The organism is Streptomyces melanogenes (assembly GCF_014649795.1).
Taxonomy (GTDB): Bacteria; Actinomycetota; Actinomycetes; order Streptomycetales; family Streptomycetaceae; genus Streptomyces; species Streptomyces noboritoensis.
Map to the genome: position 1 here is coordinate 87617 of NZ_BMTS01000022.1, position 14090 is coordinate 101706.

The 14090-nt window shown below is 70.3% G+C and carries 10 protein-coding genes; 2 read left to right on the forward strand and 8 right to left on the reverse strand.

The window, feature by feature from the left end:
- Positions 1-80: 80 nt before the first annotated feature.
- Positions 81-1367: an MFS transporter gene (locus tag IE252_RS34535; protein WP_190093407.1), complete on the forward strand. Its 1287-nt coding sequence runs from the start codon at positions 81-83 to the stop codon at positions 1365-1367.
- Between the two features lie 123 nt (positions 1368-1490).
- Here IE252_RS34535 and IE252_RS34540 read toward each other — a convergent pair whose 3' ends face one another.
- The 4 genes from IE252_RS34540 to IE252_RS34555 form a co-directional block, all read right to left on the reverse strand.
- Entirely contained in the window at positions 1491-4133 is a 2643-nt protein-coding gene (locus IE252_RS34540; protein WP_190093408.1) for a fibronectin type III domain-containing protein, read from the reverse strand.
- A 135-nt stretch (positions 4134-4268) separates the two neighbouring features.
- Complete coding sequence (locus IE252_RS34545; RefSeq protein ID WP_190093409.1) at positions 4269-4895, reverse strand: mycothiol-dependent nitroreductase Rv2466c family protein; 627 nt, start codon at positions 4893-4895, stop codon at positions 4269-4271.
- A 97-nt stretch (positions 4896-4992) separates the two neighbouring features.
- On the reverse strand, positions 4993-5541 hold the full coding sequence (locus tag IE252_RS34550; protein ID WP_190093410.1) for a DUF1697 domain-containing protein: 549 nt from the start codon (positions 5539-5541) through the stop codon (positions 4993-4995).
- A 76-nt stretch (positions 5542-5617) separates the two neighbouring features.
- Positions 5618-6826, reverse strand: coding sequence for a S8 family peptidase (locus IE252_RS34555; RefSeq protein WP_190093411.1), 1209 nt, complete (start codon positions 6824-6826; stop codon positions 5618-5620).
- Between the two features lie 412 nt (positions 6827-7238).
- Here IE252_RS34555 and IE252_RS34560 point away from each other — a divergent pair, with 412 nt between their 5' ends.
- Positions 7239-9500 (forward strand): MMPL family transporter, encoded by a 2262-nt coding sequence (locus IE252_RS34560; protein WP_190093412.1) that lies wholly within the window; start codon positions 7239-7241, stop codon positions 9498-9500.
- A 128-nt stretch (positions 9501-9628) separates the two neighbouring features.
- Here the strand turns inward: IE252_RS34560 and mgt are convergent, their stop codons facing one another.
- The 4 genes from mgt to IE252_RS34580 form a co-directional block, all read right to left on the reverse strand.
- A complete protein-coding gene (gene mgt / locus IE252_RS34565; protein WP_190093413.1) occupies positions 9629-10828 on the reverse strand; it encodes a macrolide-inactivating glycosyltransferase in 1200 nt (399 codons plus the stop codon).
- A 64-nt stretch (positions 10829-10892) separates the two neighbouring features.
- On the reverse strand, positions 10893-12182 hold the full coding sequence (locus tag IE252_RS34570) for an ABC transporter substrate-binding protein (RefSeq protein ID WP_190093414.1): 1290 nt from the start codon (positions 12180-12182) through the stop codon (positions 10893-10895).
- Positions 12182-13075 carry a carbohydrate ABC transporter permease gene (locus IE252_RS34575; RefSeq protein WP_229848978.1) on the reverse strand — a complete coding sequence of 298 codons (894 nt, stop codon included), beginning with the start codon at positions 13073-13075 and terminating at the stop codon, positions 12182-12184. The genes IE252_RS34570 and IE252_RS34575 overlap by 1 nt, the downstream gene beginning before the upstream one ends.
- Positions 13072-14001 (reverse strand): carbohydrate ABC transporter permease, encoded by a 930-nt coding sequence (locus IE252_RS34580; RefSeq protein WP_190093415.1) that lies wholly within the window; start codon positions 13999-14001, stop codon positions 13072-13074. Before IE252_RS34580 ends, IE252_RS34575 begins: the two co-directional genes overlap by 4 nt.
- Between the last annotated feature and the right edge of the window lie 89 nt (positions 14002-14090).

Consider the following 14090-nt stretch of genomic DNA (forward strand, 5'->3'; position numbering starts at 1 on the left):
CGCCGTCCCCCGTGGTCCCACCCTTTAGCCGGACACTAAATGATTGCCCCTGGCGTGTACACACCGGGTTGAGTGACGGCATGACCGCCACCACGCAGACCCCTGCCCCACCCTCCCCGCCCGCCACCAGAGCCGCCGGACTCCTCCCCGTCGATCCGGTGCTGCGCCGGCTCGCCGTGATGACGTCCCTCAACTCCTTCGGCAACGGCCTCTTCTTCCCCGTCAGCGTGCTGTACTTCACCCGCGTCTGCGGCATCGGCGCGACCCACGTCGGGTTCGGGCTCACGGTGGCCGGGCTGTTCGGGGTGGCGGCGGGCATCCCCGCCGGGCGGGCCTCCGACCGCTGGGGCAGCCGTCGGGTGATCGCCGCGCTGTGGCTGGGCTGCGGCGTCACGATGGCCGCGTACTCCCTGGTCGACGGCTATGCGGGCTTCCTGATCGCGGCCATCTGCTACGCCTCGCTCAACCAGTCGAGCTGGGGCGTGAAGTCCGCGCTCTTCGCGGACGTGCTGCCCGCCGCGACGCGAGTGGAGGCGCGCGGCTATCTGCGGATGGTCACCAATGTGACGATGGGCGTGGGCGGCGCGATCGGCGCGGTGGCCCTCCAGGCCGACACCCGCGCCGCGTACCTCGCCCTGATCCTGGTCAACGCGGCCACGTACGTGGTACCCGCCGTCATGGTCCGAAGCCTGCCGCTCAACGCCGCCGCGGCCGCGCGCGGCGCGGACAGCACGGCCGACACCCCGGCCGAGAGCCGCTGGCGGGCGATCCGCGACCTCCCCTACCTGGCGGTCACGGTCCTCAACGCGGTGACCGTCCTCCAGTTCAGCCTGCTCGAAGTGGGCATGCCCCTGTGGATCGTGGAGAACACCGACGCCCCACGCTGGTCGGTGGCCCTGGTGATGATCGTCAACTGCGTGCTGGTGGCACTGCTCCAGGTACGGGCGACCCGGGGCGCCTCCGACGTACCCGGCGCGGTTACGGCGATGAGCCGCGCAGGTCTGCTGCTCGGGGCGGCGTGCCTGGTCTTCGCCCTGTCCGCCGGCCTCTCCCCACTCTGGGCGGTGGCAGTCCTGGCCGCCGGCGCGGTGATCCAGGTCTTCGGCGAGGTCCTGTCCTCGGCGGGCGGCTGGACCCTGGGCTACGAACTGGCCGACTCCCGCGCACAGGGCGTCTACCAGGGCGTCTTCAGCTCGGGCAGCGCGGTGGCGATGATGGCGGGCCCGGCCCTGATCACGATAACGGCAGTAGGCCACGGCTTCGCGGGCTGGGCGATCCTGGCGGCGCTGTTCGCGGCAGCGGGGTTGGCCGTGCGACCGGCGGTGCGGTGGGCGGAGCGGGATGGGGAGTGGAGGGGGGAGCGGTGACGGGGGCGAGCGCCGTGCTGCCTGGGGGCGCGGAACGCTGATGGGGACCGCGCCCCGTACTACCTAGGGGCGCGGGGAACTGCGCGCCCAGCCACGCACGATCCGCAGCCGACCGACCACCCCCTACGCCGCAGGCGTCGTGGCCGTCACGCTCGCCACCGGCCCCGTACCCGCCGCCGTAACCGCGGCAACCGTAAACGTGTACGAAGTAGCGGGCTCCAGACCCCCCACCACCCGGAACATCCCCTTACCCGACGGCCGGGTGACCAGCACGTCCCGCCCACCAACGGGCAAAACCCGCCCGTCGGAAACGGTGATCCGATACCCGATCACCTCGGCGTCGCCGGTGGACGTGGGCGGGGTCCAAGCGACCGTCACCGCACGAGCGGCCGCACGCACCTTCGCACCAGTGGGCGCGGCGGCCACCACAGACACCCCCGTCGGCGTGACCGGGGCCGAAGCCAGCGAGCCCGCACTCTCCCCGTACGCGTTCCGCGCGGTCACCACCACCCGGAACGGCCCCTCCCCCGCCCGGAGCTGCCCGACCCGCACCACCGCGACGCGCTTGAACGACGCCGCGTCGACACTCGCCCGAGAAGCCTCCGTACCGTCGGGACGCAGGGCATACGCCGTATACCCCGTGACCGGCGAACCACCCTCGACATAGCTCGGGTTGAACGTGACGTACAGCCCGTCACTCCCCGCCGTACTCGTCCCCACCCGGGCAGGCGCCTCCGGCACGGAGACCGCCCCAGTCGCAACGGCGAGCACACCACGGTACGCGGGCTCGATCCCCGCATTGGCGAGAACCTCCGGAGGCACATCGGACAGCCCGGCCATGAGGTGGTTCCCACGGGTCACCAGGCCCTTGTTGGAGCTGTCGGCGGCCCCCTCCTCCCACCAGTTGCCCGCGATCAGCGTCGGATCGTTGTTGCCGAGCGCATCGCGGTAGTCGGTGTGGCGACTGGCGACGTTGGCATAAGCGGCCCCGTACAACACATTGCCCTGCACGGTCTCGTACGTACAACCGTTGTCGGTGTAGACGCTCTTGCCCAGGCCCCACTGGTCGTGGATGACGTTGCCGGTGACCTTCTCGCCGTCGGCCATCGAGGTGCCGGTCAGGCCCTGGGTGTAGACGCCTCCGCCGTCGTCGAGCAGCTGCATGTAGTCGAAGACCAGGTTGTCGCGCACGGCGTTGTCGTGGCTCGGGTTGGGCGTCGCGGGCGAGCCGATCTTGTCGGGCCAGCCGCCCCAGCCCAGGGAGATCGCGCTGTAGCCGAGGTGATCGAGCTGGTTGTGGGCGATCGTGGTGTGCTGGGTGTAGCCGTTCAGAATGCCGACGCCGCCGTGGTACTCGCGCGGCAGGGCATAGAGATGATTGTTCGTCACTTCAACGCCAGACACCGGCGGTTGGCCATCCACACCACCGATCTCCAAGCCATTACCCGAGATGTCGGTGAAGACACTGCCGCGCACGGTCGAGTCCGTGGTCCCGGCTCCCAGATCGAGCCCGGCCGCACCCAGATGCGCGAAGACGCTGTCGCTGATACCGATGCGCTGCCCGTACGCGAAGGACACATTGCCCGGCATCTTCGTCCAGGCGGCGAACGGGCAGGTGCCGCCGTCGACGAAGCCGCACAGACCCTGCGTCGCCCAGCCCTTCGGACCGGTGATGGTGTAACCGGCCTGGATCTCCGAGAACCCCTCGGGCCCGGACGGCGTCAGCCAGGTGGCGTAGCCGAACTGGAGGCCCTGGAAGGCGATGTCGTGCAGGGGCGCGGCCTTGGTACCCCGCCCGTCCACGAGCTTCTCGGCAGCGGCCGCCTCCACATCCGCGCGGCTCAGGTCCTCGCCCGTGCGCGGCAGGTAGTAGACGGTGTGCGCGGAGCGGTCGAGGTACCACTCGCCGGGCTGGTCGAGGAGTTCGTAGGCGTTCTCCACATACGAGGCCCGGCCGCCGTTGGTGAGACGGCCCGGGCCCACCATGCTCACGGTCCGCCCGGGCCGGTCGGGGAACTCCACGCGCTTGGTGGAGTTGTCCCAGCAGGGCTGGACCATCGTGATCGCGGTGCCCGTCGCGGACGCGATCCGGCAGCGCGGCTCGGTCCACTGGCCGAGGCCGTTGCGCTCGACGTTCCACAGCGCCTCGCCACTGGTGTAGACGAACTCGGCGTCGGAGGGGCGGCGCCAGCGCGCGAGGGTGTCGGCGGAGGCGGTGTAACCGGTCGCCGTCATGGTCAGCCCGACCGGGACCTCGCCGCGCGCACGCTGGGCGCGCACCCCGTCGACGTACAACTGCCGGGTGTCGGTGAGCCCTTGAGGGGCGGGGGCGGACCAGAGCCCGGGACGCCCGGCCACTGGCCGCCACCCCTCGACCTTGCGCCCGCCGCTGATCAGCGTCGACTCCGCGCCCGCGCCCTGCCAGACGATCCGGTGCCCGGCCGGGCCGGAGTCGCGCGCGTCGAGGACGAACGGCCCGGTCGTGCGGTACGTACCGGCGGCGAGGTGCACGGTGATGTCGCCGGAGTAGTGGGCGGAGCCGTAGTGCGCGGCCTTGTCGCGTGCCAGGTCGCGGGCGCGGGTCAGGGTGCGTACGGGATGGCCCGCCGTGCCGTCGGCGGCGTCCCGGCCGGACGGGGAGACATAGACGTCGGCGGTACGGGGCCCGGCCCCGGCCGACGGCACCAGCCCGGGGCCCGCCAGGACCAGGGCGGCGAGCACCCCGGTCAGGACGGCTCGTACGGGCGTGCTCCGGAACGCGGGCATGCTGCCTCCTCGGGATCGACCCGGGAAACATAGGAGCACTTCCCCGGAGCGGTCAACGCATGAGGTGAAGTTGCTCCGAGAAAGCGCTCAACTCCCGCCATTCATCGGATCACTTGGGAGCCGACCTCACACAGCTCAGTCGAAGTCGAGACCACCCGTCCGGGTCCGCTTGAGCTCGAAGAAGTCCGGGTGGGAGGCGATCACACGCACGCTGTCGAAGAGCCGGGCCGCCTCCTCGCCGCGCGGGATCGATCTCAGCACCGGACCGAAGTAGACGGTCCCGTCGAGGTGCATCGTCGGCGTGCCGACGTACGCGTCGGCCTCCGGGTCCTTGCCCGCGTCGTGGCTGCGCCGCACCGCCTCGTCCCACGCGGGGTCGTGCGCGGCGTCCGCGAGCGCCGCCGGGAGGCCGAGCTCGGCCAGCGCCTGGGCGATGACCTCGTCGAAGTCCTCGTTCTTCTGCTGGTGTATCCGGGTGCCGTACGCGGTGTAGAGGTCGCGCAGCACCCCGTCCCCGTGGTCCCGCGCGGCCGCGACGGCCACCCGTACCGGGCGGATCGACTTGTCGACCAACTCCCGGTACCAGTCCGGGAGTTCGTTGCCGATGTTGTGCAGGTACAGGCTCATCACCCGGAACCGCAGGTCGATGTTCCGGTGGCGCTCGACCTCCAGCATCCAGCGCGAGGTGATCCAGGCGAACGGGCAGGCGGGGTCGAAGTAGAAGTCGACGGTGGTGGGGCCGGTGTGCTCGATGGTGTCCATAGGACGAAGGTAGCGGCGGATTGGCACCGGGGTCCGGGCCATTCGCACACCGGTCGAGTGGGCCACTTTCGGTCAGCGGCCCGGCGTCGGCGGACGCTCAGGCTCCGGTCATCTCCACCAGCGCCTTGACCGTGTTCCAGTTGCGGGCCGTCGCCTCGACGCCCTTGAGCAGCGCGGGCTTCGCGAGCGCTTCGGCCAGCTTGGAGCGGCCGATGCCGTCGGGCGCGTACAGATAGAGGACGCGGTCGCCGAGGCGGAACGCGTCGGGCAGGAACACCTTGGTGTCGATGCCCGCGAAGCGCTCGGGGTCGACGGGACCGGAGAAGAACGTGGCGTGCAGCTGCTTGCCCTCCAGCTCGTCGGCCGGGAAGGGGCAGGCGTCCACGACGGCCTTGAGATAGGCGCCGGTGCGCACCATGCAGGCGACCCGGAAGCCGAAGTGCTTCTCGATCGCCTGCTCCAGGTCGGCGGCGAGCGCGTCCTGGTCGTCGGAGTCGCTGCTGAAGACGGCGTTTCCGCTGTTCAGATAGGTGCGTACGGAGCCGTGGCCGAGCTCGGTGAGCAGTGCTCTGAGCTCGGCCATCGGGACCTTCTTGTTGCCGCCCACATTGATCCCGCGCAGCAGGGCGGCGTACATCGTCGTCATGTCCACACGATAGGACGGCCCCCGTGCCTCGTGGGGGATGGCACGGGAGCCGTCGTTCACGACTGCGTGGGAACGGCTACTCGACGACCTTGAGCAGCTTGTTCGGGGTGCCCGCGCTGGGGTTGGAGATCTTGTCGGCGGTGGCTCCGCCGGTCAGCGCGTCCGCGACCTGGGCCGGGGTGGCGTCCTTGTGGCCCGCGAGGTAGACGGCGGCGGCGCCGACGACGTGCGGGGTCGCCATGGACGTACCCGAGATCGTCTTGGTGGCGTTGTCGTCCGTGTTCCAGTCGGAGGTGATGTCCGAGCCGGGGGCGTAGAGGTCCACCACCGAGCCGAAGTTGGAGAAGTCCGACTGCTTGTCGTCCTTGGTGGAGGAGGCCACCGTGATCGCCTCCTTCACGCGCGAGGGCGAGCCCTGGCCCGCGTCGGCGGACTCGTTGCCCGCCGCCACCGCGAAGGTCACGCCGGAGGCGATGGCCTTCTGCACGGCCGTGTCGAGCGCGGGGTCGGCGCCGCCGCCGAGGCTCATGTTGGCCACCGACGGGCCCTGGTGGTTCTTGGTGACCCAGTCGATGCCCGCGACGACCTGCTCGGTGGTGCCCGAGCCCTCGTTGTCGAGGACGCGGACGGCGACGATCTTCGCCTTCTTGGCGACGCCGTGCGCGGTTCCGGCGATGGTGCCGGCGACGTGCGTGCCGTGGCCGTTGCCGTCGTCGGCGGTGTTGTCGTTGTCGACCGCGTCGAAGCCGGAGGAGGCCCGGCCGCCGAAGTCCTTGTGACTGATGCGCACACCGGTGTCGATGACGTACGCGGTGACGCCCTCGCCCGCGCTGTCCGGGTAGGTGTACTTGCCGTCACCGGCGGTCTCGGCCTGGTCGATCCGGTCGAGCCCCCACGACGGCGGGTTGGGCTGGCTGGCGGTGATGTGGAACTTCTTGTTCTGGACGACCTTGCCGACGGCCGGGTCGGCGGCGAGCCGCTTGGCCTCGGTCTGCGAGAGCCCGCTCGCCGAGAACCCGTTGACCGTGGAGGTGTAGTCGCGCTGGAGCGTGCCGCCGTACTGGTCGGCGAGCTTGCGCTTGGCGTCCGCGGAGGCCTTCTCGTCCAGCAGGACGATGTAGCTGCCGTCGATCGCGCCCTTGGCGTCGAGCCCGAACACCGTGCCCTCGGCGGGCGCGGCCGCGCCCGCCATCTGGGTGGTCATGACGGTGGCTCCGGCCGCGGCCGCCACGGCGGTTATCCCGGCCGTGAGCTTGAGGCGGCTTTTGCGCTTGTGAGTTGCCATGAAGTGGCGTCTCCTCGTCGGTTTTTGTGGGGGGTTCGGCCTACCGGATGGAAACCTTCCGGGGCTGGTTCGAAACCCTTGCCGATTGACGAGCGCAGATCAAGAGCTCCACGCAGCTGTGACTTACACAACAAGGTTTCGTAATAAAGAACAGGCCAGCGCAGGTCAACTGGCCCTATGTGCAGGCTTGGTGGACACCTCGTGGCGACACGCAAGCGGAACTTCCCCCTCAATCGGCTTTACGTGTAAGGGGCTTGAATGCGACTTGTAGGGGATGCCCCCACATCGCAGGGAGTAGATACCGGAGGTCCGGTTCACCAGCGAGCACGAGGAGACGGCTGGATCCTGCCCCTAGCGTCTTAGTGGGATGGCGGCGCCGGGCTGCCACCGCTCATCAGGGGGCAGGCTCGTCATGGTCAATGGGGTTACGAGAGTGCGCGGCGTGGCCGCGCGGGCGGGCGGATGGAGCGCCCGCCACCGCTGGGCGGCGGTGGTGATCTGGGTGCTCTTCGTGGTCCTGGCCATGGGCATCGGCTCGGCGGCCGGGCGCATCAACGTCAAGGACAACCAGCTTCCCGGCGAGGTCGGCCAGGCGCAGACGATCATCGACGACGCGGGGCTCGAGGAGCCGGCCGGCGAGACCGTCTTCATCCAGGCCCGCGACGGCTCGGTGAAGGCGACCGACCCCGAGTTCCGCGCGGCCGTGGACGCCGTGCTCAAGGCGGTCGACGCCACCGGCCAGGTCACCAAGGTGACCTCTCCGTATACGGCGAAGACCATCTCCAAGGACGGCCGCAGCGCGCTGGTCCAGTTCGACGTGCGCGGTGAGGCCGACACCGCGCCCGACCGCATCGAGCCGGTGCTCGACGCGGTGAAGAAGGTGCAGGGCGAGCACAAGGGGCTGCGGATCGAGGAGATCGGCGCCGCCAGCATGGGCAAGACGTTCAAGGACGCCTTCGGCGACGACTTCAAGAAGGCCGAGTACTCGGCGGTCCCGGTCGCCCTCGGCATCCTGCTCATCGCGTTCGGCGCGCTGGTCGCCGCCCTGCTGCCGGTGGCACTCGCGCTCACGGCGATCATCGCCACCATGGGCCTGATGGCCATCGTCAGCCACGTCCAGGCGATGAGCGACACCGCCAACTCCGTGATGCTGCTCGTCGGTCTGGCCGTCGGCGTCGACTACTGCCTCTTCTATCTGCGCCGCGAACGCGAGGAGCGCGAGGCCGGGCACGACGCCCAGACGGCCCTGCGCATCGCCGCCGCGACCAGCGGCCGGGCGATCATCGTCTCCGGTGTCACCGTCTGCGTCGCGATGGCGGGCATGCTCTTCACCGGGCTCGCGGACTTCGAGGCGATGGGCCTGGCCTCCCTGATGGTGGTCGCGGTGGCCATGGTCGGCTCGGTGACCGTGCTGCCCGCGCTCCTGTCGCTGCTCGGCGAGCGCGTCGAGAAGGGCCGGCTGCCGTTCCTGAACCGCCTCAAGCGCGGCAAGCGCAACAGCAACGGCGAGAGCCGCGTCTGGCGCGCCGTCCTCGGCTCGGTGCTGCGCCGCCCGAAGGCCGCCCTGGTGCTGGCGGCGGGCGCGCTGATCGCGATATCCCTGCCCGCGCTCGGCATGCACACCCAGAACCTGACCCTGGACCAGGAGTTCGGCGACTCGCTGCCCATCGTCGGCACCTACGACCGCGTCAACCAGACCTTCCCCGGCGGCGCCAGCCCCGCCAACGTCGTCATCAAGGCCGCCGACATCAACGCGCCGGAGGTCAAGCAGGCCATCGCCGACTTCCGTACGCAGGCGGTCGCCCGGGGCGCCTCGGACGGCCCCGTCAAGGTCACCCTGCACAGCGCGGAGAACGTGGCGGTCGTCGACGTCCCGCTGATCGGCGGCTCCGACCAGAAGAAGGCGGAGAAGAGCCTCGACCTGCTGCGCGACCACGTCCGGCCCGACACCCTGGGCAAGGTGCGCGGCCTGGACGCGCCGATCACCGGTCAGGTCGCCGGGTCCAAGGACTTCAACGCCAAGATCGTCGGCGCGGTCACCCCGGTCTTCGCCTTCGTGGTGGTCTTCGCCTTCCTGCTGATGCTGCTCTGCTTCCGCTCGCTGACCATCGCCATCACCGCGATCATCCTCAACCTCCTCTCGGTGGGCGCCGCCTACGGCGTCCTGACCGCCGTCTTCCAGCACGGCTGGGGCGCCTCGCTGGTCGGCGCGGAAGGCGTCGGCGCGATCGTCTCCTGGCTGCCGCTGTTCCTGTTCGTGATCCTGTTCGGCCTGTCGATGGACTACCACGTGTTCGTGGTGTCGCGGATCCGGGAGGCCCGCCTCCAGGGCCGCTCGACCCGGGACGCCATCCAGCACGGCGTGGTGACGACGGCCGGTGTGGTGACGAGCGCGGCGGTCATCATGGTGGCGGTGTTCGCGATCTTCGGAACGCTGTCGATGCAGTCGATGAAGCAGATGGGCGTCGGGCTCGCCACCGCCGTCCTGATCGACGCCACGGTCATCCGGGGCGTACTGCTCCCGGCGGTCATGGCCCTGCTGGGCGAGCGCAACTGGTACCTGCCGAAGTGGCTGCGCTGGCTGCCGGACCTCACCCACGACGAGTCGTCCGTCGCACCGCCGGTCACCGCCCACCACGGCGACGAGGACCGGGAGCGGGTGGCGCGGGTCTGACGCCCTAGTGGATGTGTGGATGTTACGGGCAGGGGCCCGGGGAGCGATGCTCCTCGGGCCCCTGCCCGTTGAGGCCGTGGAGGTTCCGGTTGGTCCTGCGCGACGGGCTACGGGGTCCACGCCGGACGTCACCCCACCAGCGCCGCCTCGATCAGGTCCGCCGCCCGCCGGGTGCCGCCCTCACCGGCCATCGCGCTGCGGACGGCCTCCGCGCGCTCGGCCACCTCGGGGTCCTCGACCAGCGCCAGAACCGCTTCCCGCAGGGCCTCGGCCGTGGCCTCCTCCATCGGTACGTGCCGGGCGACCCCGAGCGACTGGAGCATCTCCGCGTTGCTGAACTGGTCGACGGCCTGCGGCACCGCGACCATCGGCGTCGCGGTGGCCAGACCCTCCTGGCTGCCGCCCGCGCCCGCATGCGTGATGAAGGCATCGGCCTGCCGCAGCACCGCCAGCTGGGGAACCCAGTGGTGCACCTCCACATTGGCGGGGACCTCCCCCAGGTCGGCGATGTCGACGAACTTGCCTATCTGGAGCACCACATGCCACCCCGGCAGGTCCCCGAACGCCTTCACGCACTCGCGGTAGAACCCGGGCTGCTCGGTGAAGGTCGAGCCGAGCGAGACCAGCAGCACCTTCTCGGCGCCCTCGGGCCGCTGCCACTCCCCCTGCTCGGCGCGGTCGCCCTGGCAGGCACCGACGAAGGTGTAGACGGACTCGTCGACCCGGTCGGCGTGGGGCTGGAGCGCCCTCGGGATCAGGACGATCGAGCGGCCGGGACGGCCGACGAGCCGGTCGGGGTCGGTGTGGTGCATCCCGTGCTCGTCGAGCCAGGCCCGGTACCGGGCGTAGTACGCCTTGCCCCGCTCGGACGCGCGCAGCTCCGCGTACACCGAGTCCGCCACCTCCTCCTCGTACCCCTCCCACGCCACCAGGTTCGGCGAGAGCTGGAGGTAGGGCACGCCCCAGCCGTGGGCGAGCACCGGCGCCGGATACGAGGTGATGTCGCTGATGACCAGGTCGGGCCGGTCGTCCTCGAAGGCGTCCGCGAGCTGGGGCAGCGCCTGGATGGCGTCGTTCAGGAACGGCTCGATGTTGTCGATCAGTTCGGTCCCCCACTCCTCCGGGTGGTCCTCGGTGGGCAGCGTCGACCGGTAGATCACCGGCTCGGCCCCGGTCACCGCGACCTTGGCGGCGAACGACTCGGGGATCGCGTAACTCACCCGGTGGCCACGGGCGACGAGCTCCCTGATGACCTCCAGGCTCGGGTTCACATGCCCGTGGGCGGCGATGGAGAACATGGCGATGTGGGCACGCTTCGATGCGGTCATGATCCGACCGTAAGCGAGACGAGACGTCTCGTGCAATCCATTTACGCCCCGCCAGGGCGCGAACTCAGCGCTGGTACCGGGCCAGCACCAGATTCCCGTCCTTGGCCAGGCGTTTTCGCAGCTGCCCGAGATCGATCGCCCCGCTGTAGTACTCCTGGAGCGCGGGGGTCGCCACCTTGTCCTTCCACTCCGGGTACCCCCGCACCGACTGCGCGGGCGCCGAGCGCAGCGCCCCCGCGAGCGCGGCACCGGTCGCCCAGCCGTACCGCGCGGTGTGCAGCGCCGGGTCCTTGAGCGCGGTGGTCCCCGTAGGCAGCATCCAGTCGCCCTGCGCGAGCCGGACCATGTTGCGCGGTTGCAGCAGGAAGCCGATGAACTCGGCCGCCTCCTTCTTGTGCGGGCTGTCCTCGGCGACCGAGAGGGTCTGCGGGCTGACCCCCTGCGCGAGCCCTCCGCTCCCGGCCGGAGCGGGGAGCACGGTCCACTCGAACCCCTTGGGCGCCTGCTGGACGATCTGCTGACGGTACGAGAAGCCCAGCGCGGCCATCGCGTACCTGCCGCCGAAGAAGCCCGGCAGGGTGTCGGACCCGCCCATGCCGAGCGTGGTCCGCGCGGCACTCCCGTCCACGTTGACCTGGTCGTGGACGACCGAGGGAACGGCCGCGTCACCCTCCCCGAACGCCACCCGCACCTTGCCGTCCGCCGCCCGGTGGAACAACTGCCCGCCGGTGGAGAGCCCCAGGTTGAGCGTGATCGACACGGGCTCCCTGAGCGGCCAGGCGATCCCGTACCGCCCCTTGCCGCTCAGCCGCTTCGCCACCTGCCGGAACTCCTCCCAGGTCCAGGGCTGTTCGGGAGTCGGTATCCGCACCCTCGAGGACGCGAGGATCTTCGTGTTGGCGATCAGGACCCTCGGCTCCTGAAGGAACGGCACCCCGAACACCCCCTTCCCGAACGTCGCCGTCTCCCAGCTCCGCGCGGGAATGTCCTCCTTGAGCGCGGCGGGCAGCAGGGGACGCAGATCCGCGAGATAGCCGCCGTAGGCGAAGTCCGCGAGGTCGTCGGACGCGTCGTGGATGACGTCCGGCGCCTCACCGCCCTCGAACGCGGTGAGCAGCTGGTCGTGGACGGTGTCCCAGCTCCCCTGTACGTACTGGACCTGGATCTCGGGGTGGGTCGCGTTCCACTCCTTCACCAGCTCCTTGGTGGCCGCCACCGACTCCTTCTGCCAGGCCAGCGACTGGAAGCGTAGCCGGACCTTCCCGCCGCCCGAGCCGCTGTCCGAGCAGCCGGTGAGGGTGGCGAGCAGCAGGGCGAGCATGGCCCCGGCCAGGATCAACAGGCGTGCGCGCATCAGCTCTTCACCGCCCCGGCGAGCATCCCGCTGGTGATCCGCCGCTGGATGACCGCGAAGACGGCCAGTGAGGGCAGGGTGGCGAGGAAGGCGGCCGCCGCGAGCGGACCGAGGTCGGCCGCCCCCTCCGCCCCGAGGAAGTGGGTGAGGACGACCGGCAGGGTCTGCTTCTCCGGTGTCTTGAGGAGGACGAGCGCGAAGAAGAATTCGTTCCACGCGGTGATGAAGGCGAAGAGCCCGGTCGCCACGATCCCGGGGGCGAGCAGCGGCGCGGTGACCGAGACCAGCGTGCGCAGCCGCCCCGCCCCGTCCACGGCCGCCGCCTCCTCCAGCTCCAGCGGTACGGCCCGGACGTACCCGACGAGCATCCACAGCGCGAAGGGCAGCGACCACACCACGTACACCATGACCAGCCCCGCCACGGAGTTGATGAGGTGGAGGCTCTTCAGGACCAGGAAGAGCGGAATGATCAGCAGCACGAAGGGGAATGCCTGGCTGACCACCACCCAGCCGGTCGCCGCCGTCGCCAGCCTGCCGCGTCTGCGCGCCATCACGTACGCCATCGGGGTCGCCACGACCACGGCGATCAGCGCGGCCGAGAGCGCCGCCACCAGGCTGTTGAACCCCGCGCGCAGCAGCGGCTGTTCGTCGAAGGCCTGGCGGAAGTTGTCGAGGGTAGGGCGCCTGGGGATCCACGTCGGGTGGAGCGAGCCCAGTTCGCGCGCGGGCTTGAAGGCCGTGGAGATCAGCCACAGGAACGGGAACGCCAGGAAGACGAGATAGCCGAGGAGCGCCAGATACTGCCCGGCGCGACCCCATGATCGGGCCGAGCCCGCCGAACCCGCCGAACCCGCCGAACCCGCCGAACCCGTTGAACCAGTACGGGACTTCATGCGCCCTCACCCCCGCCGAGCCGTGCCACCAGGTGGAACGCCAGGAACACCGAGATCACCGCGACCATCACACAGCCCATCGCCGCCGCGTACCCGAACTGCCCGTACCGGAAGGCTTCTTCGTAGGCGAAGAGCATGGGCAGCCTCGTCTTGCCGCCGGGGCCGCCGTTGGTCAGCACATAGACCAGGGCGAACGAGTTGAAGTTCCAGATGAAGTTGAGTGCGGTGATCGCCAGTGCCACGGGTCTGAGCGCGGGCCAGGTCACCGTGCGGAAGCGGCGCCAGGCGCCGGCGCCGTCGATCGCGGCGGCCTCGTGCAGCTCGTGCGGGGTGTTCTGGAGCCCGGCGAGCAGCGCCACCGTCGTCTGCGGCAGGCCCGCCCAGACGCCGACGACGATCACGGCGGGCAGCGCGGTGCCGAGTCCGGTCAGCCAGTCGCGGCCGTCACCGAGCCCGAGGTCGCCGATCGTCTCGTTGAGGATGCCCGCGTCCGGGTTGTACACGAGCCGCCACATGATGCCGACGACGACCTCCGGCATCGCCCAGGGGATGATCGCGAGCGCCCGCGCCAGCCACCGGAAGCGGAGGTTCTGGTCGAGCAGCAGGGCGAGTCCGAGCGCGAGCAGGAACTGGGGCACGGTGACCCCGACCGCCCAGAGCAGACCGATCCTGAACGACTCCCAGAACAGGGTGTCGTGCAGCAGGTCCCTGAAGTTGAGCAGCCCGGTCCACTGGGTGGGCGCGGTGCGGCCAGCCTGGGAATCGGTGAAGGCCAGGGCGATGCCGTAGAGCAGTGGTCCCACGCTCAGGACGAGGATCGGGATCAGCGCGGGCAGGACCAGGAACCAGGCCCCGTGGTCCGGGGGTTTCCCGGAGCGCCTGCCGGAACGTCTCCCCGTCCGTGCCGTTGCGGTGACCGATGTCATTGTTCGACCCCTTTGCCGGGATTGCCGAATGACCCCCGTCATCGTGCTGACGGTCCGTCGGTTCGTCAAGACAACCTGCCTCCTCACCA